Here is a 21,925-nt window from a genome sequence, read left to right as displayed (position 1 = left end):
GATAACTGGAGCACTGCGATACATACCCGGATGCATCACGGCACACCGGGGCAGACCACGTTCGAACGCGGCAGAACCAGTCTAATGAAGGAGTTCCCGCTGTCTAGCCTTTCAAAGTACTAATCTTCGACGGAGCCACTGCGGATTTCGCAGGCAGATGGTTCCGTTTCCAGCAGTCTCTCCGCTCCGGCCCGGTGCAGCCGGGCCGCCGCCGGGTCGCCGAGCCGGTCGAGGGTGTCGGCGAGCCTGAGCCGGAGCGCCGCCTGGAGCCGGACGTCCTGGGCCCGGCGGGCCCACTCCACGGCCTCCTCGCAGGTCCGCAGGGACTCCTCGGGCCTCCCCGCGTACTCCTGGACCCGGGCCGCCTCGCTCAACGCCCGTGCGTAGCCCGGGAGATCGGAGAGCCTGCGGTAGCCGGCGGCGGCGGCCCGCCAGTTCCGCAGGGCCTCCCCGTACCGCCCGGCGTAGGTCTGCACGGCACCGAGCCGGGCGTACAGCCGGGCCTGGTCGGCGCGCTCGTCCCGGGCGAGGCGCTGGGCGAGCGCCCGTCCGTACCAGTCGCCGGCCCGCTGCCAGTCCCCCAGCTCCTGATAGGAGCCGCCTACGGATTCCATCGCCCGACAGGTCGCGTACGGGTCATTTGCTGCGCGTCCGGCCTCCAGGGCCGACCGATATCGCAGCAGAGCCTCCTTCGTCCTGCCGGTCCGGGCGTCGAGGTCGGCCAGGTTCAGCAGGGCGGCGGCCCGCTCGCGGTGCAGTCCGCGCCGCTCGGCCACGTCCAGGACGAGCCGGTGCAGTCCGTACAGCTCGGGGGCGGCGGCCTCGGCGCCCCGGTGCGCGGCGAGCGCCCGCACCAGGGAGGCGATCAGCCGGCGGGCCAGGGTGTCGATCTCCCCGTCGGCGACGGCGAGGCGGGCGGAGGCGAGCAGGACGGGCTGCCGGGAGTCCAGCCAGGCGGCCCCGGCGGCGGCGTTCGGGAAGCGCAGGGCCCGGGGCAGCCCGGCCAGCTTCTTGCGGGCGGGCGAGCCCTCGGGCTCGGTGACCGCGCGGCAGGACTGCAGGAGCCGTACGGTCCGCTCCAGCATCCGGGCCCGGGCGAGCTGCACCTCGGCGGGCCGGTCGTGCTCCTCCAGGCGGGCCCGGAGGAGGGGGACGAGATGGGCGCGCACCTCGTACTGCCCGTCCTCGCCGGCCGAGACGAGTCCCAGGGCGGCGAAGTCGGCGAGCGTGGTGGCGGCCGCCGAGACCGAGCAGCCGGCCAGGGCGGAGGCGGTGTGGGCGTCGGCCCGGCCGAGCGGGGCGAGCGCGAGGAAGCGCAGTATCCGGGCGGCGGTGGCGGGCAGCCCCTCGTGGGCGAGCAGGAAGGCCCGGGTGAGGGGGTCGCCGCTCAGGCCGCGCAGCCGCTTGGCGAGGTCCGCGACGGAGATCTCGGGGTGGGTGGAGAGCCGGCCGGCGGCGAGGACGACCGCGGCGGGCAGCCCCCCGCACTCCTCGACGAGGGCCTCGGCGGCCTGCGGGTCGACGGTGACGCGGACGGAGCCGGTGAAGGAGGTGAGCAGTTCGATGGCCGACTTGGGGTCGAGTCCGCCGAGGGTGCAGGGCCGTACGTCGGGGATGCCGGTGAGCGGCCCCCCGGCGACCCCGATGACCAGGGTGCCGGGCTCGTCGGGGATCAGCGGGTCCGCCTGCTCGGCGTCCACGGCGTCGTCGAGGATCAGGACGGCCCGGCGCCCGGCGAAGGCGCCGCGGACCAGTTCGGTCAGCTCGTCCTCGGCGGCGCCGGGGGGTTCGGCGACCCCGAGGGCGGCCAGCAGCTCCTGGGCGGCCCGGCCGGTGGGGACGGGCTCTCCGCCGGGCTCGGTGAGCCGGGCCCGGAAGATCCCGTCGGGGTACCGGTCGGCGACCGCGGCGGCCAGCTCCTCGGCGAGGGACGTGCGCCCGGAGCCGGGCCTGCCCGCGACGAGCAGGACCCGGGCGCGGGGCGCCTTGCGGCCGGTGAGGGTGTCGAGCCCGGTCCGTTCGATGTCGGCGCGCAGGGCCTTCAACTCGCGCTGGCGGCCGAAGAACCGCCCGCTGCCGGTTGCCGCCACCGCCTGATCCGTCACGGGCCACGCTCCCGTCCACCTGCGCACGAGCCGATCCCGCCGGAGGGGCTCCGGGCGGGCGTTTCCGAGCGTAGTTCAGGGCACGACGCGTACCCGGCGGAGCAGGGCGGACACATCCCCCGATCGGATCAGCGGATGGTCACACCGGGCACCCCGTCCCCACCTTCACCGCACTCCGCACTCCACACTCCGCACGGACGCGCCGGCGCGAAACGACGCCGCCCCGCCCCGCTCCCCCGCCCGGGGCCTACGCCTCGAACGGGCGGGCCGGCCAGGGCGCGTCCGCCGGGCGGAGGGAGTCCAGGCCGTCGCCGGCGCGCGCGGCGGCCAGCGAGAGGACGCCCACGACCAGGCAGTTGTTGTGGAGGTCGCCCGCGAGGACCCCGCGCACGAGCTCCGCGAGCGGCACCCGCGCCGTCTCCATGTCGGCCTCCTCCTCGGAGACCTCGAAGCGCTCCCCCTCCGCCTCCGCGAGGTCGCGCGCGAGGAAGATCCGTACGGCCTCGTCGCAGCCGCCAGGCGAGGTGTAGACGTCGGACAGGACCCGCCAGTCACCGGCCTTGACGTGCGCCTCCTCGTACAGCTCGCGCTGGGCGGCGTGCAGCGGGTTCTCGCCGGGCACGTCGAGCAGTCCGGCCGGGATCTCCCAGAGCTTCTGCCGCACCGGGTGCCGGTACTGCTTGATCAGCAGGACCCGGTCCTCCTCGTCCAGGGCCAGGACGGCCACCGAGCCGGGGTGGACCTGGTAGTCGCGGCGCGCGACCTCCCCGTCCGGCATGACCACGTCGTCCGTGCGGACGCTCGTCTTGTTTCCCCGGAAGGGGGTCGCCGTCGCGGCGATCCGCCACTCCTGCGGGGTGTCCTGCAACTCCATCAGCCGTCCTCCCGTGGACACGTGAAAACCGGGGTGCGGGACCCGAACGGGCCCGCACCCCGGCAACGTTAACGCCTGCGTCCTACTTGCCCGTCTTGCGCTCCACCGCGGCCTTCACCAGGCCCGCGAAGAGCGGGTGCGGGCGGGTCGGGCGGGAGCGGAGCTCCGGGTGCGCCTGGGTGGCGACCAGGTAGGGGTGGATCTCGCGGGGGTACTCGACGTACTCGACGAGCTTGTTGTCCGGGGAGGTGCCGGAGAAGACCAGACCGGCCTTCTTCTCCAGCTCCGCGCGGTACGCGTTGTTCACCTCGTAGCGGTGGCGGTGGCGCTCCTCGACGTACGGCTCGTCGCCGTAGACCTCGCGGACGATCGAGCCCTCGGCGAGCTTCGCCGGGTACAGGCCCAGGCGCATCGTGCCGCCCAGGTCGCCGGCGCCCTCGACGTACGCGAGCTGCTCCTCCATCGTGGAGACGACGGGGTGGGCGGTGGCCGGGTCGAACTCGGTGGAGTTGGCCTCGGGGATGTCCGCCAGGTTCCGGGCGGCCTCGATGACGATGCACTGCAGGCCCAGGCAGATGCCGAGCAGTGGCACCTTGTGCTCGCGGGCGTACTGGATCGCGCCGACCTTGCCGCTCACGCCGCGGTCGCCGAAGCCGCCGGGGACGAGGATCGCGTCGACGTCGCCGAGCTGCTTCTCGGCGCCGGCCGGGGTCTTGCAGTCGTCGGAGGTGACCCACTTGACCTTGACCCGGGCCTTGTTGGCGAAGCCGCCGGCCCGCATGGCCTCGGTGACCGACAGGTAGGCGTCGGGCAGGTCGATGTACTTGCCGACGAGCGCGACGGTGACCTCGTGCTCCGGGTTGTGGACGCGGTCCAGGAGGTCCTCCCAGACGGTCCAGTCCACGTCGCGGAAGGGCAGGTCGAGCTTGCGGACGACGTAGGCGTCCAGGCCCTCGGTGTGCAGCACCTTCGGGATGTCGTAGATCGACTTGGCGTCGATGGCGGCGACCACGGCGGCCTCGTCGACGTCGCACATCAGCGAGATCTTGCGCTTGATGGCGGTGGGGACGTCGCGGTCGGCGCGCAGCACGATCGCGTCGGGCTGGATGCCGATGTTGCGCAGGGCGGCGACCGAGTGCTGGGTCGGCTTGGTCTTCAGCTCGCCGGACGGGCCGATGTAGGGCAGCAGCGAGATGTGCACGACGAAGACGTTGTCGCGGCCGACCTCGTGGCGGACCTGGCGGACGGTCTCCAGGAACGGCAGGGACTCGATGTCGCCGACGGTGCCGCCGACCTCGGTGATGACCACGTCGACGTCGTCGGTCGCCATGCGGCGGATCCGGGACTTGATCTCGTTGGTGATGTGCGGGATGACCTGCACGGTGTCGCCCAGGTACTCGCCGCGCCGCTCCTTGGCGATGACCTGCGAGTAGACCTGGCCGGTGGTGACGTTGGCCGAGCCGTCGAGGTCGACGTCGAGGAAGCGCTCGTAGTGGCCGATGTCCAGGTCGGTCTCGGCGCCGTCGTTGGTGACGAACACCTCACCGTGCTGGAACGGGTTCATGGTGCCGGGGTCGACGTTCAGGTACGGGTCGAGCTTCTGCATCGTGACCCGCAGGCCCCGCGCCTTGAGGAGCGCACCCAGGCTGGAGGCGGTCAGGCCCTTGCCGAGGGAGGAGGCGACACCCCCGGTGACGAAGATGTGCTTGGTCGTCGTGGTGTTGGGCGGCATCGCCAAGAGGGGGCTCCCGTGGTCGCGTTCTGGAGGTGCGTACCGGCGTCCCCTCCGGAAGAATCGGGGGGTGCCGTCGCTGCGGTTGCGGGGTCCTCGGCTGTCGCCGTTTCCCACCGGTCCACGGGGTACCAGGGTATCAGCGACCCGGGGAGACCGCTTCCGGCCACACGCGGAAGCCGGGCGCGCACGGACGGCGACGCGAACGGCGGCGCGGCCGGTGACACGGCCGCTGACGTGGCCGGAGTCCGGCCGGCTCCGGACGGGGAGAGCGGGGAAAGGGGGTGTTCACCCAATTGGAGCAACGACGTTACTGGTGTGATCAACGGGTGGCGCGGGGCGCGACGTATCCTGCTCGGACATGGCCCGCCGAGCCGGCCGGCCGACGACGCCACCGCCTGTCCCCCCGGGGCCGAACGCCCGGGGACCCATCCCGGACCGAGGCTTGTCGCAGACCTCCCGATCGCTGACACACTCGGACCCCGGCCGGCACATGCGGCCGGGCATCTGGAGCAAGCGCCCCGAGGGGCGGACATGGCCGTTCGACTGGAGTGAAGCACGTGGCCGGGCGCATCGAGGATTACGCACTCATCGGAGACATGCAGACCGCTGCCCTGGTCTGCCGGGACGGCAGCGTGGACTGGCTCTGCCTGCCCCGCTTCGACTCGCACGCGATCTTCGCGGGACTCCTCGGCACCGAGGAACACGGATTCTGGCGGGTGGCGCCCGCGGGTCCCGGGGACGCCGAGCCGGCCCCCGCCGACCGGCGCCGCTACCGGGGCGACTCGCTGATCCTGGAGTCCGAGTGGGACACCCCGCGCGGCACGGTCCGGGTGACCGACTTCATGCCCCCGCGCGACGGCGCGCCGCAGCTGATCCGGATCGTCGAGGGCGTCTCCGGCCGGGTCCCGATGCGGTCCGCGCTGCGGATGCGGTTCAGCTACGGCCGGATCGTGCCCTGGGTGCACAAGGTCGGCGACCGCACGGTCGCGGTCGCCGGGCCCGACTCGGTGTGGCTGGACACGGAGGCCGAGACCCACGGCGAGGACCTCACCACGTACTCGGAGTTCACCGTCGGCCCCGGGGAGCGGGTCGCCCTCACGATCTCCTGGCAGCCCTCCCACAAGGAGCAGCCGGCGCTGCCGGACCCCGAGGGGGCCCTGGAGGCGACCGCCGACTTCTGGCGCGAGTGGGTCGACCACTGCACGTACCACGGCCCCTACCGGGAGGCCGTGGTCCGCTCCCTGATCACCCTGAAGGCGTTGACGTACGCGCCGACCGGCGGGATCGTCGCCGCCCCGACGACCTCGCTGCCCGAGGAGATCGGCGGCGTGCGGAACTGGGACTACCGCTACACCTGGCTGCGGGACGCGGCGATCACCCTCTCCTCGATGCTGCGCACCGGCTACCGCGAGGAGGCCCGCGCCTGGCGGGACTGGCTCCTGCGCGCCGTCGCGGGCGACCCGGAGAACCTCCAGATCATGTACGGCATCGCGGGCGAGCGCGAGCTGGGCGAGGCCGAGCTGGACTGGCTGCCGGGGTACGAGAACTCCGGCCCGGTCCGCGTCGGCAACGGCGCCGCCAACCAGCTCCAGCTGGACGTGTACGGCGAGGTCACCGAGGCCCTGCACCTGGCGCACATGACAGGCCTGTCCCGCAACGACTACGCCTCGCTGCTCCAGCTGAAGCTGATCGAGTACCTGGAGAAGAACTGGGACCAGCCCGACGAGGGCATCTGGGAGGTCCGCGGCCCGCGCCGGCACTTCGTGCACTCCAAGGTGATGGCCTGGGTGGCCGTGGACCGCACGATCAAGCTCATCGAGTCCGGGGACGCCGACGGCCCCCTGGAGCGCTGGCGCGAGCTGCGCGACGAGATCCACCGGGACGTCTGCGAGAAGGGGTACGACAAGGAGCGGAACACCTTCACGCAGTCGTACGGCTCCAAGGAGCTGGACGCCTCGCTGCTGCTGATCCCGCAGATGGGCTTCCTGCCGCCGGACGACAAGCGGGTCATCGGCACGATCGAGGCGATCCAGCGGGAGCTGTCCACGGAGGACGGCTTCGTCCTGCGCTACCCCACGGCGGGCGAGGAGGCGGGCGTCGACGGCCTGGAGGGCGACGAGGGCGCGTTCCTGGCGTGTTCCTTCTGGCTGGCCGACGACCTGGCGATGATCGGCCGGGTCGACGAGGCCCGCACCCTCTTCGAGAAGCTGCTCGCGCTCCGCAACGACCTGGGCCTCCTCGCCGAGGAGTGGGACCCGAAGCTCCAGCGCCAGGTGGGCAACTTCCCGCAGGCCTTCAGCCACGTCCCGCTGATCGACACGGCCCTGCGCCTGACGGCGAGCGGCGCCTACGGCGGCTGAGGAGGGCGGAAGCGGCCGGGGCGCACGGTCCGGGGGCCGGACCTACGATGAAAGGGTCCTGTCCCCCGCAAGGAAGGGGGGCACCCCATGGCTCCCCGAACGCTCGTCCCCGACAGCGCCCTGGCCGGTCTCCGCGAGGACCTGGCCGGTGAGGTCTTCGTGCCGGACGACCCCGGCTACGACGGGGCGAGGACCGTCTTCAACGGCATGATCGACCGGCGTCCGGCCGTCGTCGCCCAGTGCGCGACCCCCGAGGACGTCTCCATCGCGGTGCTCTTCGGCCGGGAGACCGGCCTGCCGGTCGCGGTGCGCGGCGGCGGCCACGCCGTCGCCGGCACGGCGCTCAACGACGGCGGCCTGGTGGTGGACCTGCGCCGGATGCACGCGGTGGTCGCGGACCCCGAGCACATGACGGTACGGGTCGGGGGCGGGGCGACCATGTCGCACCTGGACCGCGCCTGCCAGCCGTTCCACGTGGCGGTGACCGGCGGACGGGCCTCCACGACCGGGGTCGGCGGCTTCGCGCTCGGCGGCGGTTCGGGCTGGCTGGAGCGGAAGTGGGGCCTCGCCTGCGACAACCTGCTCTCGGCGGAGCTGGTCACGGCCGAGGGCCGGCACGTGCGCGCGGACGCCGGGGAGAACCCGGAGCTGTTCTGGGCGCTGCACGGCGGCGGCGGGAACTTCGGGGTGGTGACCTCGCTGACGCTGCGGGTGCACGAGCTGCCGGCGTTCTGCTTCGCGCTGCTGCTGTTCACCCCGGACGCGGGGCCCGAGGCGGTCCGCGCGTACCGGGACGCGTTCGACGCGCCGGCGCCCGACGCGGCGGGCGGCGCGGTGCTCTGCCTGACGGCCCCGCCGGAGGACTTCGTACCGCCGGAGCTGGTGGGGACGCCGGTCTACGCCGTGCTCACGACGTACGCCGGGACGGAGGAGGAGCTGCGGGAGACGGTGGCGCCGCTGCTCGCGCTCGGCCCGGCGGCGACGGTGATCACGGAGATCCCGTACGCCGACTTCCAGTGCATGTTGGACGACCCGCCGGGACAGCGGAACTACTGGTCGGCCGAGTACCTGGACGGCTTCCCGGACGAGGCCGTGGACCGCTTCTGCGCGCGGGCGGCGGACATGCCGGTGCCCACCGGGACCCAGCACCTGGTGTTCCCGATGGGCGGGCGGGTGGCGGACGGGCCCTCCGGCTATCCGCTGCCCTGGCGCACGGCCCCGTGGGGCGTCCACCCCTTCGGGGTGTGGGAGGACCCGGCCGACGACGAGCGGGTGATCCGCTGGGTGCGGGACGTCCGGGCCGACATGCGGCCGTGGGCGGTCGGCGCCGTCTACCTGAACTTCATCGGCTCCGAGGGCACGGACCGGGTCGCGGCGGGCTTCGGCGCGGAGAACGTCCGGCGGCTGGCCGAAGTGAAGGCGGCGTACGACCCCGAGAACGTGTTCCGCTTCAACCACAACATCGCCCCGGCGGCCTGAGGCCCGCCCCCCTCCCCGGAGTGACGCAGGCCACACTCGACACATGATCGCGCAAATGGCCTCCGGGGGCGACGAGTTGTCGGGCCGGCGCACGAAGCGTCCGGTGCCGTGACCGTGGGGTGATGTCGCCGGAACACGGACGCGGGTAGCGTCCGGGCCCATGGACAACCAGGGCGGAATCACCGTGCAGCGGGCCCTCGAACTCCCCGGCCTGCGCGGCGGGCTCCCGGAGGTCGTCGCCGGGGCGGACCGGCTGCACCGGACGGTGCGCTGGGTGCACGCGGGCGAGGTGCCGAACATCGCGTCGCTGCTCAAGGGCGGCGAGCTGCTGCTCACCACGGGCCTGGGCCTCGGGACCCGGCCGGCCGAGCAGCGGGCCTTCGTGCGGCGGCTCGCCGACCGGGGCATCGCGGCGCTCGTGGTGGAGCTGGGGCCGCGCTTCGCCCGCCTCCCGGCGACGATCGTGGAGGCCGCGCGGACGGCGGGCCTGCCGCTGGTGCAGCTGCACCGCGAGGTGCCGTTCGTGACGGTGACGGAGGAGATCCACACCGAGATCGTCAACGGCCACTACGCCCTCCAGCGGCGGGCCGAGGAGGTCCACCGGCAGTGCACGGAGGCCCTGCTCGGCGGCGGCGGGGTCCCGCAGGTGCTGCGGATCCTCTCCGACTTCGCCGCCAACCCGGTCTTCCTGGAGACCCCCGACGGACAGCTCCTGTACGCGGCGGGCACCGAGTCCGCGCCCGCCGACCCGCTCCAGGTGTGGGACGGGCTGCGCGGCGGCCGGGCGGCCCGCGAGTCGGGCCCGCCCACCGGCACGGTCCTGGTCGACGTGCCCGGCGGCGGCCCCGGTACGGGCTCGGTGCGGGCCCGGCTGGTGCTCCTGGCGGTCTCCGGCGCCCTCTCCCCCGTCCACCGGATGGCGGCCGAGCGGGCGGCCGGGCTCCTCGCGGTCGTCCTCATGCAGGCGCGGCAGGAGGAGGAGCTGGCCGCGCGCGGGCGGGGCGACTTCCTGACGGACCTGGCGGAGGGCCGGATCACCGCCGAGGACGCCCCGGCGCAGGCCCGGGTGCTCGGCTTCAAGCCGGGCGACGGCCCGCTCCTGCCGGTGGTGATGCGCCTCGCCCCGGAACTCTCCCCTTCGGGGAACTGGGCGCTGTTCGCCCGGGCGGTCCTGGAGGAGCTCTCCTCCGTCGGCGTCCCCGTCCTGCTCGGCGTCCGCCCGGTCGAGGGCCGGGTCCCGCTGCTGCTCGCCCTGCGGTCGGAGACCGAGCGCACGGCGGTCGCGGACCGGGTCGCGGCGGCCCTGCGGGCGGGCGTGGAGCGGGCCGGCCTGGAGCGCGCGGGCACGCACCCGCCGGTGATCGTGGTGGGCGTCGCGGGCGGCTGGGCGGCGGCCTCGGCCGGGCTGCGGCACGCGGCGGAGACGGCGACGGCGGCGCAGGGCCTGTCGGACCTGCCCTGGTACGACGCGCGGCGCCTCGACATCGACCTGCTCCTGTGGCGGCTGCACTTCCACGGGGACACGGTGCTCGGGGCCTTCGTGGACCGCGCGATCGGCCCCCTCCAGGAGCACGACCGGACCTCCCGGCCGCCGCTGCTCCCCACCCTGGAGACGTATCTGGCCCACGCGGGCCGCAAGGCGGAGACGGCCCGCGAGCTGCACCTCAACCGCCAGACCCTCTACAACCGGCTGGCCCGCATCTCGGAGCTCCTGGGCACGGACCTGGACGACCCGCAGACGGTCCTGGCCCTCTCCCTGGCGCTCAGGGCCCGCCGCCACACGCCGTGACCCCGGCTCAGCGCCCGACCAGTTCGTCGTAGACGCTGAGCACATGGGCGACCGTGTCGTCCTCGGTCGGCCAGGTGCCCGCCTGGACCCGGCCCGCGGCCGCCAGGTCCATCCGCCGGTCGGCGTCCTCCAGGAGGCCCCGCACCGCCGCCGCGAGGGCCTCGGAGTCCCCGTACGGCACCAGTTCGGCGGCGTCGCCGACGAGTTCCGGCACTCCGCCGACCGCCGTCGCGACGAGCGGCACGCCGAGCCGGAGCGCCTCCTGGGCGAGCGGGGAGCGGGCCTCCCGGCGGGACGGGAGGACGGCGACGTCCGCCGCCGCGAGCAGTTCGGCGACGTCCTCGCGGCTGCCGATCAGCCGGACCGGCAGGTCCTCGTCGGTGATCCGCCGCTGGAGGAAGGCCCGTTCGCGCCCCTCGCCCGCGATGACGAGGAGCGGCTGCGGGTCGAGGTCCCGCCACCGCCGGGCCGCGTCGAGCAGGGTCCGATACCCCCGGCCGCGTTCGAGCGCGCCGACGGCCATCAGCAACGGGCGGTCGACGGCGCCGAGTTCGGCGCGCGCCTTGCCGTCGTGGAGGCAGACCGGTCCGCGGGCGGCGGGCACGGTGACGGGGGCGAGCCGGGCGTCGCGGGCGCCGCGCCGCCGGGCCCGGTCGACCAGCTCGGAGGAGGTGGCGAGGACGACGGCGGCGGCCCGTGCGGTCCGCCGTTCGAGGAGCCGGAGCACCCCGCCCCGCGCGCCCTCCGCGTGGCTCCGGGTGTGCCAGGTCGTCACGAGCGGGACGGGCGCCCCGCCGGACAGCGCGAGCGCGGCCCGCACGGAAGCCTGGAGGCCGTGCGCGTGGACGACGTCCGCGCCGACGCAGGTGTTGCGCAGCGCGGTGACGGCGGCGGGGTCGCCGAGGCGCGGCAGGGGCACGAAGCGCGCGCCGGCGCCGAGGTAGTCGTGGGCGCGGTCGAGTTCGGGAGGGGCGCACACGGTCACCCGCACGCCCCTCGCCACCAGCCCCGAGGCGAGTGATCGGACGTGAGCGCTGCTGCCCGCGCCGCCGCCGCCCAGCACTTGGACCGTACGGAGCTGTGTCACGCGCCCAAGGATGCCAGTCCGGGCCTTCGACCGTACGCACGTTCCGGCACCGAAATGGAGTCGTTCCCTTGCGCGGAGGGCACCGGGTGCGGTGGCCCGCCCCACGGGTTCACCCACACGGGTGAGCGCACGAACAATCCGCGCGCTCCCCCCGCGGGGCGGCGACCGGGGTCGTCCCCGTGCGTGCTCAGCCGTCCCCCCGCGCCGTCGCGAGGAGTTCCTCCGCGTGGGCGCGGGCCGTCTCGGAGTCCTCCTGGCCGGCGAGCATCCGGGACAGCTCGCGGACCCGCTCCTCGCCCTCCAGGACGGTGACGCCGGAGCGGGTCACGGAGCCGTCGTTGGTCTTCTCGACGAGGAGCTGGCGGTCGGCGAAGGCCGCGACCTGCGGAAGGTGGGTGACGACGACGACCTGCGCGGTCCTGGCGAGCTTGGCGAGGCGGCGGCCGATCTCCACGGCCGCCTTGCCGCCGACGCCCGCGTCGACCTCGTCGAAGAGGTACGTGGGCACCGGGTCGACCCCGGCGAAGACGACCTCGACGGCCAGCATCACCCGGGACAGCTCGCCGCCGGACGCGCCCTTGGCGATCGGCCGCGGCGGGGCGCCGGGGTGCGGGGCGAGCAGCAGCTCGACCTCGTCGGCCCCGGACGGACCGTACGCGACCCGCCGGCCGCCGACCTCGACCCCCTCCGGGTCCTCGGTCTGGGCGAGGGAGAAGGACACGCGCGCGTGCGGCATGGCGAGCGAGGCGAGTTCGGCGGTGACGGCGGCGGCGAACCGGTCCGCCGCCTCCGTGCGCGCGTCGGTGAGCCGCTGCGCGAGCGCCGAGAGCTCGTCGCGCAGCCGGTCCCGCTCGGCGGTCAGCTCCTCGACCCGGTCGTCGTCGTTGTCCAGTTCCCCGAGCCGGCCCGCGCTCTGCTCCGCCCAGGCCAGGACCGCGCCGACGCCGTCCCCGTCCCCGTACTTCCGGATCAGCTGGGTGAGGGCCGCGCGCCGCTCCTCGACGGCGGCGAGCCGCAGCGGGTCGGCGTCCAGGTCGTCGGCGTACCCGGCCAGCTCGGTGGCCACGTCCGCGAGCAGGATGGAGATCTCCCCCATCCGGTCCGCGAGCGCGGCGAGCGCCGGGTCGTGCGACCGTACGGCCTCCAGGGCCCGGCCCGCGCCCGCGACGAGCGTGGTCGCGTCGACGGACTCGGGGTCCTCGGGCGAGCCCGCGAGCGCGGAGTGCGCGAGCGCGGCGGCCGAGGCGAGGGCCTCGGCGTGCCCGAGCCGCTCGGCCTCGGCGGCGAGTTCGGCGTCCTCGCCGGGCAGCGGGGCGACGGCCTCGACCTCGTCGAGCCCGAAGCGCAGCAGATCGGCCTCCTGGGCGCGCTCCCTGGCCCGGGTGGTGATCTCGTCCAGCTCCGTGGTGACGGCCCGCAGCCGCCGGTACGCCTCGCCGTAGGCGACGAGCGGCACCGAGACGGCCTCGCCCGCGTACCGGTCGAGCGCGCCGCGCTGCCGGGCGGGCTTGAGCAGGCCCTGCTGGTCGGTCTGGCCGTGGACGGCGACGAGTTCGTCGGCGAGTTCGGCGAGCAGCCCCACGGGCACGGAACGCCCGCCGAGGTGGGCCCGGGAACGCCCCTCGGCCGAGACGGTACGGCTGACGAGCAGGACCCCCTCGTCCAGCTCGGCCCCGGCCTCCTCCGCGCGCACGGCGGCGGGCGCGCCCGGGGGCACGCTGATCCGCCCCTCGACGACGGCCGACGCCGCGCCGATCCGCACGAGCGCCGGGTCGGCCCGTCCGCCGAGCAGCAGCCCCAGACTGGTCACGACCATGGTCTTGCCCGCACCGGTCTCACCGGTCACCGCGGTGAAGCCGGGCGACAACTCGACCACAGCGTCGTCGATGACCCCGAGCGACCGTATCCGCATCTCCTCCAGCACGCCCCAGACCATACGAGGTTTCCCTGGTCCGATGCGACATCGCCCCGGCCGTAACCCTCCGGCGCGCCGCTCGTTCCCGCACCGGAGGCGGCGGGGAGGGGCCGGTCAGCGCGGTGCGCCCCGCCAGCCCGACACGGGGAGCGCGAACTTGGCGACGAGCCGGTCCGTGAAGGAGGCGTGGTGCAGCCGGGCGAGCCGGACCGGGACGGCGCCCCGCCGGACCTCGACCCGCGCGCCCGCCGGGAGCTCCACCGTCCGCCGCCCGTCGCACCACAGCACCCCGTGCGGGGTGTGCGGCTCGACCTCGACCGCGAGCACCGACTCGGGGGTGGTCACCAGCGGCTTGGCGAAGAGCGCGTGGGCCCCGATCGGGACCATGAGGAGCGCCTCGACCTCGGGCCAGATGACCGGCCCGCCCGCCGAGAAGGCGTACGCGGTGGAGCCCGTCGGTGTCGCGCAGATCACCCCGTCGCAGCCGAAGCCGGTCACCGGGCGCCCGTCGATCGCGAGCACGACCTCCAGCATCCGCTCCGGGGACACCTTCTGCACGGCCGCCTCGTTGAGCGCCCAGTCCCGGTGCAGGACGTCGCCGTTCTGGTAGACGGTGACGTCGAGGGTCATCCGCTCCTCGACCTCGTACGCCCGGGTGACGACCCGGTCGACGACCTTGTCGAGGTCGTCGCGCTCGGCCTCCGCGAGGAAGCCGACCCGCCCCAGGTTGACGCCGAGCATCGGCACCCCGGAGGCGCGGGAGAACTCGGCGCCGCGCAGCAGGGTGCCGTCACCGCCGAGGACGACGAGGAGTTCGCAGTCGTCGATCGCCTCGGAGCAGGCCTCCGGGACCTTCTGCACGGAGGACGGCAGCGGCAGGTCCGCCGCCTCGGCCTCCAGGACGCGGACGCCGAGCCCGGCGCGCAGCAGCCCCAGGACGACCAGTTCGGCGCTGCGCACGGCGGCCGGCCGGCCGGTGTGCGCGAGCAGGAAGACGGTACGGGGTGCGGTCTCTGGTGGTGCTTCCGTTGAGCTCAACGAGGTCCCTCCGCCACGGCGCGGTCGACGTCCGCCGGATCCAGCGCGGGCGCCCCTGCCCGCAGCCACAGAAAGTACTCGACGTTGCCGGAGGGGCCGGGCAGCGGGCTGGCGGTGACGCCGAGGACGCCGAGCCCGAGTTCGGCGGCCCGCCGGGCCACGTTCTTCACGGCGTCGGCGCGGAGTTCGGCGGAGCGGACGACTCCGCCCGTGCCGAGCCGCTCCTTGCCCACCTCGAACTGCGGTTTCACCATGAGGACCAGGTCGGCGCCGGGCGCCGTGCAGGACGCCAGGGCGGGCAGGACGAGGCCGAGCGGGATGAAGGACAGGTCCCCGACGACCAGGTCGACGGGAACGCCGTCGAGCACGTCCAATGTCAACTCGCGTACGTTCGTACGGTCCTTCACGGTGACCCGCTCGTCGCTCTGCAGCGACCAGGCCAGCTGTCCGTAGCCGACGTCGACGGCGACGACGTGGGCCGCGCCCGCCCGCAGCAGGACGTCCGTGAAGCCGCCGGTGGAGGCCCCGGCGTCGAGGGCGCGCCGGCCCTCGACCACCAGCCCCTCCGGCACGAAGGCCGCGAAGGCCCCGGCGAGCTTGTGGCCGCCGCGCGAGACGTAGTCGGGGTCGGAGTCGTCCTGGACGACGACGATGGCCGCGGCGGTCTCGACCTGGGTGGCGGGCTTGGTGGCGACGGTCTTGCCGACGGTCACCCGGCCCGCGGCGATCAGCTGGCTGGCGTGCTCCCGCGAGCGGGCGAGCTTGCGCCGGACCAGCTCGGCGTCGAGACGGCGGCGTGCCACTCCTGCCACGTTCTGTTCAGCTCCTGTTGTCGTGCGGACGGGGTGCGGGGTGCGCGTCGAGCGAGGTCAGCTCGTCGCGCAGGCCACGGTGTACATCCTCGTACACCTCCGGGTGTCCGTCCGCCGGGAGGGCGTCGACCTCGGCGAGACGCGCGAGGCGGGCGTCGACGGCGGGGTGGCCGGTGCGCTCCCGGGCGACCCCGAGCGGCGCGGCCGCGGCGGGCTCGCCGACCGCGTCGCCGGGCGCCTCGTCGGGTGCCTCTCCGGCCGCTCCGTCGGTCTGGTCGTCCACCACCGGTTCCGGCGTCGCGTCGCTCATGCCCCGACGCTACCGCGAAGCCCTGGGGTACCGTCGACGGCGATGGCGACGATCACGGAGTGCCGCGGCGCACTGGACAGACTTTCCGACAGCCTCGCGCGGGCGGACGGCGACGTGCGGGGCGCGGCCGCGCTCGACCGCAGCCTGAGCTGCCACGTCACCGACCTGGACACGACCTTCACGGGCCGTCTCGCGGACGGCCGGATCCGGGTGGACTCCACGGTGGAGGGCCCGCCACCGGCCAAGGCGCAGATCCGGCTCGCGATGACCGGTGACGACCTGGTGGCGATGGTGGACGGCCGGCTGAACTTCGCGAAGGCCTGGGCCTCGGGCCGGGTCAGGCTGGAGGCCGGCTTCCGCGATCTCCTGCGGCTCCGCTCACTTCTGTAGCGCGGGCCGCGCCCCGGTGGCGGCGCGCGCCCGCCGCCCGGCGGGCACGACCAGCGGGGTGCCCGTCTCCGGGTCCTCGATGACCTGGCAGCGGAGCCCGAAGACCCGCTCGACCAGCTCGGCGGTCACGACCTCGGACGGCGGCCCCTCGGCGACCACCTCGCCGGCGCGGACGGCGATGAGGTGGGTCGCGTACCGGGCCGCGTGGTTGAGGTCGTGCAGGACGGCGACGAGGGTGCGCCCCTGCGTCTCGTGCAGTTCGGCGCACAGGTCGAGGACGTCGATCTGGTGCTGGATGTCGAGGTACGTCGTCGGCTCGTCGAGCAGGAGCAGCGGGGTCTGCTGGGCGAGCGCCATGGCGATCCACACGCGCTGGCGCTGACCGCCGGAGAGCTCGTCCACGTACCGGTCGGCCAGCTCGGCGACGCCGGTCGCCTCCATCGACTCCCGGGTGATCCGCTCGTCCTCCGGGGACCACTGCCGCAGCAGGCCCTGGTGCGGATAGCGGCCGCGCGCGACGAGGTCGGAGACGGTGATGCCGTCGGGCGCCAGGGAGGTCTGGGGCAGCAGCCCGAGGGTCTTGGCGACCTTCTTGGCGGGCATCGTCTGGATCGACTGCCCGTCGAGCAGGACGCGCCCCTCGGCGGGCTTCAGCATCCGGGAGAGGGCGCGCAGCAGGGTGGACTTGCCGCAGGCGTTCGGCCCGACGATGACGGTGAAGGAGTTGTCGGGTATCTCGACGGACAGGTCACGGGCGATGACCCGCTGCTCGTACGCCAGGGTGACCGCTTCCGCGCTCAGGCGCTGCCTCTGCCGACCGTCCATACCCACGACTCCCGTTGTCCTCGTCCGCGACCGTGGCGGACGATGACGACCACGACCCAAGCGGAGTTAGGTTAGCCTACCCAACTTCCGAAACCCCTTGCCGCCGAGCCCTCCGCCACCCCACCGCCCGGGCCGCGCCGGCCGGGTCCGGGCAGCCGCCTCCCACCGCCCCGAGCCGCGCCGACCGGGCCGGGGCGGCCGCCGCCCCACGGCCGGACCTCTTGCCGGGCCACCGGCCGAGCCGCGTCGTCCGGGCCGAGGGGGCCGCTTCACACCGTCCGAGCCACTCCGGACAGGCCGGGCCGACCGCCGCCCCACGGCTGGGCCCCTTGCCGCCCCCACCGCCCGAGCCGCACCGGGCGGGCCGCGCCGACCGCGCCCCCGTGCCGGGCCCGGACAGCCGCCGCCCGCCACCCGGCCCCGGGGGCCGCCCGGACCCCCGGCCCCGGCCCCTCCGCCACCGAACCCCCGCCCTACAGTCCCAACCGCGCGACCGCCTTCTCCCCGTCCAGGACGCCCGCCCCGGCCTCCGCCGCCGACCACGCGGCCCCGCAGAGGGCCCGTACGCCGTCCATGGGGTCGGCCTCGCCGGAGGCGGGTCCCTCGACCGGCACGACCGTCAGCGCGCCCCCGTCGACCGAGGCACGCCACGCCCCGCACACGAACCCGCCGTCCCCGTCGGGGACCACCTCCGGCTGCCCGACGAGCAGCCCCCGCAGATCCGCCGCCACGTACGTCGGCCGGTGCTCGGGCACGGCCGCGAGCAGCTGTGCCACGTCCGTCACCCCGGTGAGGACGAGCAGCGAGTCCACCCCGCCGTTGAACGCGCCCTCGATGTCCGTGTCGAGCCGGTCCCCGACGACGAGCGGCCGCTCCGCCCCGGTCCGCAGCACCGTCTCCCGGTGCATCGGCGGCAGCGGCTTCCCGGCGACCTTCGGCTCGAACCGGCCGCCGGTGGCGATCCGCACGACCTCCACGGCCGCCCCGTTCCCGGGCCCGATCCCGCGCGCCCCGGGGATCGTCAGGTCCGTGTTCGAGGCGTACCACGGCACGCCCCGCCCCACCGCGTAGGCCGCCTCCGCGAACCGCTTCCACGGCAGGTCCGGCCCCCCGTACCCCTGCACGACCGCCGCCGGGTCGTCGTCCGCCGACTCCACCGGCACCAGCCCCCGCTCGCGCAGCGCGACCGCGAGCCCCTCGCCGCCGATGAGCAGCACCCGGGACCCGGCCGGCACCTCGTCCGCGATCAGCCGGGCGACGGCCTGCGCCGAGGTGACCACGTCCCCGGCCTCCGCCGGCACCCCGAGCTCCGTGAGGTGCTCCGCGACGGCCTCCGGCGTCCGCAGCGCGTTGTTGGTGACGTACGCGAGGCGCATCCCGCCGTCCCGGGCCGCCCCGAGGGACTCGACGGCGTACGGGACGGCGAGCCCGCCCGCGTACACGACCCCGTCCAGATCGAGCAGCGCCGTGTCGTACGCCCCGCTCAGCGGCTCCGCGCTGCCCCCGGGCCGCGTCCTGCCGCCGCCCCGCCGTCCCTGGCCGTCGTGCACCGTCACCGTTCGCTCCTCGCCTCACCGGGTGTGATCCCCCCGCTACCCCGATCATCGCCCATCGCCCGGCCCACATACGATGTCGAGATGAACACCACAGGTCACGCGGCCGCCGACGTCCGCGACGACACCGCGGGGCTGCGCCTGGCCCCCTTCCGCGGGCTCCGGTACGTCCCCGAGCGGGTCGGCAGTCTCGCCGCCGTGACGTCCCCTCCCTACGACGTCGTCGTACGACCTGACGGACTGCACCACCTGGAGTCGGCGGACCCGCACAACATCGTCCGGCTGATCCTCCCGCAGGCGGTGACGGCGGGCACCCGCCACCGCAAGGCCGCCGTCACCCTCGACCGCTGGCTCGCGGACGGCGTCCTCGCCCCCGACCCGTCGCCCGCGCTCTACGTGTACGAGCAGCGGGGCGACGGGATCCTCCAGCGCGGGATCATCGGCGCCCTGGAGCTCTCCGCGCCCGAGGCCGGGATCGTCCTCCCGCACGAGGACGTGATGCCGCACGTGGTCGAGGACCGGGCCGCCCTGATGCGGACGACCGCCGCCAACCTCGAACCCCTGCTCCTCACCTACGTCGGGGAGGACGGCGGGGACGCGGACGCGGTGATCGAGCGGTGCGCGGCGCGCGAGCCGCTCCTGGCCACCACCACCGAGGACGGCTTCTCCCACCGCCTGTGGGCGGTGACCGACCCGGCCGAGCAGGCCGCCGTCGCCGCGGACCTCGGCCGCCACCAGGCCCTCATCGCGGACGGCCACCACCGCTGGGCGACGTATCTGCGCCTGCGCGAGGAGCACGTCTCGCCGGGCCCCTGGAACTACGGCCTGGTCCTCCTGGTCGACACCGCCCGCTACCCCCTGCGGGTCCGCGCGATCCACCGCCTCCTCAACCGCCTGCCGGTCGCGGACGCGCTCGCGGCCGTCGAGGGCGCCTTCCGGGTGCGCCGCGTCGAAGGGCCCCTTCCGGAGGCCCTGGAGGCCCTCGCGGCGGCCACCGCCGACGGCAACGCCTTCCTCCTCGCGGGGGACGGCTCCTTCCACCTCCTGGACCGCCCGGACCCGGCCCTCCTGGCCCGCACGATCCGCACGGACCGCCCCGGGGCCTGGCGCACGCTGGACGCGACCGTCCTGCACTCCACCCTCCTGGAGCACGTCTGGCACGTCCCGGACGCCCCCGAGGACATCGCCTACATCCACGACACCGAGGCCGCCGTGGCCCAGGCGGAACGCCGTGGCGGTACGGCGGTCCTGATGCACCCGGTACGGGAGGAGGTCGTCCGCGACCTGGCCCGCCAGGGCGTCACGATGCCCCGCAAGTCGACCTCCTTCGGCCCGAAGCCGGCGACGGGCCTGGTCCTGAGGAGCCTCGCGCTGGACTGAGGACCCCGGAAACGCAGAAGGGCGGCACCCCGTGGGTGCCGCCCTTCTCCTTCTACCGGTCTACCGACCGACCTCAGCCCTTGTCGCCGTCACGGTCGTCACCGTCGATCTCGTCGCCGATCTCGTCGACGACGACGCCGTCCGTCTCCTCATCGGAGTCGTCGGAGTCGTCAGAGTCGTCGAACGCGTCGACGAACTCGACGCCGTCCAGCTCGGCGAGCCGGTCGGAGGCGTCCGTGGCGCCGTCCTTGTCGGCTTCCAGGGCCTTGCCGAACCACTCCCGGGCCTCCTGCTCACGGCCGGCGGCGAGGAGCGCGTCGGCGTACGCGTACCGCAGGCGCGCGGTCCACGGGTGAACGGCGCTGGAGGCGAGCTCGGGGCTCTGCAGCGTCACGATGGCCGCGTCGAGCTGGCCCAGGTCCCGGCGGGCGCCGGCGGCCACGAGCCGCATCTCGACCTGCCCGGCCTTGTCAAGCTTCTGCACCTCGGGCTCACCGGCCATCGCGAGCGCCCGCTCGGGCCGGCCGAGGCCGCGCTCGCAGTCGGCCATGACGGGCCACAGCTCGACCCCGCCGCTCATCCGCCGCGCGGCCCGGAACTCGGCCAGCGCCTCGGAGTACTTCTGCGTGGCGTACGCGGCGAACCCGGCGGCCTCGCGGACGGCGGCGACGCGGGAGGCGAGCCGCAGGGCGACCCTGGAGTACCCGTAGGCCTTCTCCGGGTCCTCGTCGATGAGCTGGGCGACCATGACGAGGTTGCGCGAGACGTCCTCGGCGAGCCCCTTGGGCAGGCTCATCAGCTCCTGGCGCACGTCCGGGTCGATCTCCTCACCGGTGACCTCCGGCGGGATCGGCAGCCGCTTGATGGGCGCGCGGTCACCACGGTCCCGGTCCCGGCCGCCCCGGTCGTCACGACGCCCGTATCCCCCACGGCTGTCGCCACCCCGGTCGTCCCGCCCACGGAACCCACCGCCGCCCCGACTGTCATCGCGCCGGAACCCACCACGGTTGTCGCCCCCACGGTCGTCCCGCCGGAAGCCACCACCACGGTTGTCGTCCCGCCGGTCGTCACGGCGGAACGAAGGCCGGTCGTCGCGACGCTCGTCACGACGGAAGGAGGGCCGGTCGTCACGACGGTCGTCGCGGCGGAAGCCACCGCCACGGTTGTCGTCGCGCCGGTCGTCACGCTGGTACGAAGGCCGGTCGTCCCGACGGAACGGAGGACGCTCGTCGCGCCGGTCGTCACGGCGGAAACCGCCACCACCCCGGTTGTCACCACCGCGATTGTCGTCCCGCCGGTCATCACGACGGTCGTCGCGCCGGAAGGAGGGACGCTCATCGCGCCGGTCATCGCGGCGGAAACCGCCACCACCCCGGTTGTCGCCGCCCCGGTTGTCGTCCCGCCGGTCGTCACGGCGGAACGAAGGCCGGTCGTCACGACGGTCGTCGCGGCGGAACCCACCGCCACGGTTGTCGTCGCGCCGGTCGTCGCGCTGGTACGAGGGCCGGTCGTCCCGACGGAACGGAGGACGCTCGTCACGGCGATCGTCACGACGGAAGCCACCACCGCGATTGTCACCACCCCGGTCGTCGCGACGGAAACCGCCGCCACCCCGGTTGTCGCCGCCACGGTTGTCGTCACGGCGGTCGTCGCGCTGGTACGAGGGCCGGTCGTCCCGACGGAACGAGGGACGCTCGTCGCGCCGGTCGTCACGGCGGAAACCGCCACCACCACGGTTGTCACCACCGCGATTGTCGTCCCGCCGGTCATCACGACGGAAGGGAGGACGCTCGTCACGACGGAAGGAGGGCCGGTCGTCACGACGGTCATCGCGGCGGAAGCCACCACCGCGGTTGTCGCCGCCCCGGTTGTCACCACTGCGGCCGCCGGCGCCCCGGTCGTCGCGGCGGAAGCCACCGCCACCCCGGTTGTCGCCGCCACGGTCGTCCCGGCGCGGCCCACGGAAGCCGCCCCGGTCGCCACCACCACCGTCCCTGCGACGAGGCTCGCGCTCCGGACGGTCGTCGGGAGAGTTGGTGGGCATGGTCGTGACTCCTGTCTTCGGGTACTGCAGTCATTCTCGCGCAGCCGGCACTCCGCCGCGCAGTGGGAAAAAATCAAGGAAAAACAAAAGGACCCCTGGTCCCAGCATGAACGCTGGGACCAGGGGTCCTGAAGAATTGTTCGGCGGTGTCCTACTCTCCCACAGGGTCCCCCCTGCAGTACCATCGGCGCTGAAAGGCTTAGCTTCCGGGTTCGGAATGTAACCGGGC

The 21,925-nt window shown here is 74.5% G+C and carries 16 protein-coding genes, 1 rRNA gene and 1 pseudogene; 5 read left to right on the top strand and 13 right to left on the bottom strand.

The window, feature by feature from the left end:
• Window positions 1-119: 119 nt before the first annotated feature.
• From ACIQVI_RS25540 to ACIQVI_RS25530, 3 genes are all read right to left on the bottom strand, one after another.
• Window positions 120-2,105, bottom strand: coding sequence for a tetratricopeptide repeat protein (locus ACIQVI_RS25540; RefSeq protein ID WP_351971413.1), 1,986 nt, complete (start codon window positions 2,103-2,105; stop codon window positions 120-122).
• Window positions 2,106-2,352: 247 nt separating this feature from the next.
• Window positions 2,353-2,979 carry an NUDIX hydrolase gene (locus tag ACIQVI_RS25535; protein WP_351971412.1) on the bottom strand — a complete coding sequence of 209 codons (627 nt, stop codon included), beginning with the start codon at window positions 2,977-2,979 and terminating at the stop codon, window positions 2,353-2,355.
• A gap of 82 nt (window positions 2,980-3,061) precedes the next feature.
• Window positions 3,062-4,711, bottom strand: a complete 1,650-nt coding sequence (locus tag ACIQVI_RS25530) for a CTP synthase (protein ID WP_351971411.1) — start codon at window positions 4,709-4,711, stop codon at window positions 3,062-3,064.
• A gap of 560 nt (window positions 4,712-5,271) precedes the next feature.
• Here ACIQVI_RS25530 and ACIQVI_RS25525 point away from each other — a divergent pair.
• The 3 genes from ACIQVI_RS25525 to ACIQVI_RS25515 all read left to right on the top strand — a co-directional run bounded on the left by ACIQVI_RS25525 (window position 5,272) and on the right by ACIQVI_RS25515 (window position 10,342).
• Entirely contained in the window at window positions 5,272-7,074 is a 1,803-nt protein-coding gene (locus ACIQVI_RS25525) for a glycoside hydrolase family 15 protein (RefSeq protein WP_351971410.1), read from the top strand.
• A gap of 87 nt (window positions 7,075-7,161) precedes the next feature.
• Window positions 7,162-8,553, top strand: coding sequence for an FAD-binding oxidoreductase (locus ACIQVI_RS25520; protein WP_403599849.1), 1,392 nt, complete (start codon window positions 7,162-7,164; stop codon window positions 8,551-8,553).
• Between the two features lie 160 nt (window positions 8,554-8,713).
• Window positions 8,714-10,342: a PucR family transcriptional regulator gene (locus tag ACIQVI_RS25515; protein WP_351972518.1), complete on the top strand. Its 1,629-nt coding sequence runs from the start codon at window positions 8,714-8,716 to the stop codon at window positions 10,340-10,342.
• Window positions 10,343-10,349: 7 nt separating this feature from the next.
• Here ACIQVI_RS25515 and ACIQVI_RS25510 read toward each other — a convergent pair whose 3' ends face one another.
• The 5 genes from ACIQVI_RS25510 to ACIQVI_RS25490 form a co-directional block, all read right to left on the bottom strand.
• Window positions 10,350-11,429 (bottom strand): glycosyltransferase family 4 protein, encoded by a 1,080-nt coding sequence (locus tag ACIQVI_RS25510; protein ID WP_403599846.1) that lies wholly within the window; start codon window positions 11,427-11,429, stop codon window positions 10,350-10,352.
• A 187-nt stretch (window positions 11,430-11,616) separates the two neighbouring features.
• Window positions 11,617-13,365: a DNA repair protein RecN gene (recN, locus tag ACIQVI_RS25505; RefSeq protein ID WP_403599843.1), complete on the bottom strand. Its 1,749-nt coding sequence runs from the start codon at window positions 13,363-13,365 to the stop codon at window positions 11,617-11,619.
• A 93-nt stretch (window positions 13,366-13,458) separates the two neighbouring features.
• Window positions 13,459-14,382, bottom strand: a complete 924-nt coding sequence (locus ACIQVI_RS25500; RefSeq protein WP_351972521.1) for an NAD kinase — start codon at window positions 14,380-14,382, stop codon at window positions 13,459-13,461.
• A complete protein-coding gene (locus tag ACIQVI_RS25495; protein ID WP_161371486.1) occupies window positions 14,379-15,194 on the bottom strand; it encodes a TlyA family RNA methyltransferase in 816 nt (271 codons plus the stop codon). The genes ACIQVI_RS25500 and ACIQVI_RS25495 overlap by 4 nt, the downstream gene beginning before the upstream one ends.
• Before the next feature lie 7 nt (window positions 15,195-15,201).
• Window positions 15,202-15,504, bottom strand: coding sequence for a hypothetical protein (locus ACIQVI_RS25490; RefSeq protein WP_403599839.1), 303 nt, complete (start codon window positions 15,502-15,504; stop codon window positions 15,202-15,204).
• Window positions 15,505-15,546: 42 nt separating this feature from the next.
• On the opposite strand from ACIQVI_RS25490, the gene ACIQVI_RS25485 reads away from it, so the two are divergent.
• Entirely contained in the window at window positions 15,547-15,894 is a 348-nt protein-coding gene (locus tag ACIQVI_RS25485) for an SCP2 sterol-binding domain-containing protein (protein ID WP_125657009.1), read from the top strand.
• Here ACIQVI_RS25485 and ACIQVI_RS25480 read toward each other — a convergent pair.
• Window positions 15,883-16,719: an ABC transporter ATP-binding protein gene (locus ACIQVI_RS25480; protein WP_351972524.1), complete on the bottom strand. Its 837-nt coding sequence runs from the start codon at window positions 16,717-16,719 to the stop codon at window positions 15,883-15,885. The two genes, ACIQVI_RS25485 and ACIQVI_RS25480, sit on opposite strands and share 12 nt — an antisense overlap.
• A gap of 473 nt (window positions 16,720-17,192) precedes the next feature.
• A complete protein-coding gene (locus ACIQVI_RS25475; RefSeq protein ID WP_403599836.1) occupies window positions 17,193-18,275 on the bottom strand; it encodes an HAD hydrolase-like protein in 1,083 nt (360 codons plus the stop codon).
• Between the two features lie 81 nt (window positions 18,276-18,356).
• Here ACIQVI_RS25475 and ACIQVI_RS25470 point away from each other — a divergent pair, with 81 nt between their 5' ends.
• The gene (locus ACIQVI_RS25470; RefSeq protein ID WP_403599833.1) at window positions 18,357-19,652 is read left to right on the top strand and encodes a DUF1015 domain-containing protein; all 1,296 of its coding nucleotides are present in this window, start codon (window positions 18,357-18,359) and stop codon (window positions 19,650-19,652) included.
• Window positions 19,653-19,725: 73 nt separating this feature from the next.
• Here ACIQVI_RS25470 and ACIQVI_RS25465 read toward each other — a convergent pair whose 3' ends face one another.
• The 3 genes and pseudogenes from ACIQVI_RS25465 to rrf form a co-directional block, all read right to left on the bottom strand.
• Entirely contained in the window at window positions 19,726-20,448 is a 723-nt protein-coding gene (locus ACIQVI_RS25465; RefSeq protein WP_403600546.1) for a hypothetical protein, read from the bottom strand.
• Window positions 20,449-20,553: 105 nt separating this feature from the next.
• Window positions 20,554-21,348, bottom strand: a pseudogene (locus ACIQVI_RS25460) (hypothetical protein); the annotation flags it as partial.
• A 486-nt stretch (window positions 21,349-21,834) separates the two neighbouring features.
• Window positions 21,835-21,925 (bottom strand): 5S ribosomal RNA (gene rrf, locus ACIQVI_RS25455); the annotation flags it as partial.

This window comes from Streptomyces sp. NPDC098101, assembly GCF_044760185.1.
Lineage (GTDB): Bacteria > Actinomycetota > Actinomycetes > Streptomycetales > Streptomycetaceae > Streptomyces.
This window is presented reverse-complemented; position numbering and strand designations above follow the sequence as displayed.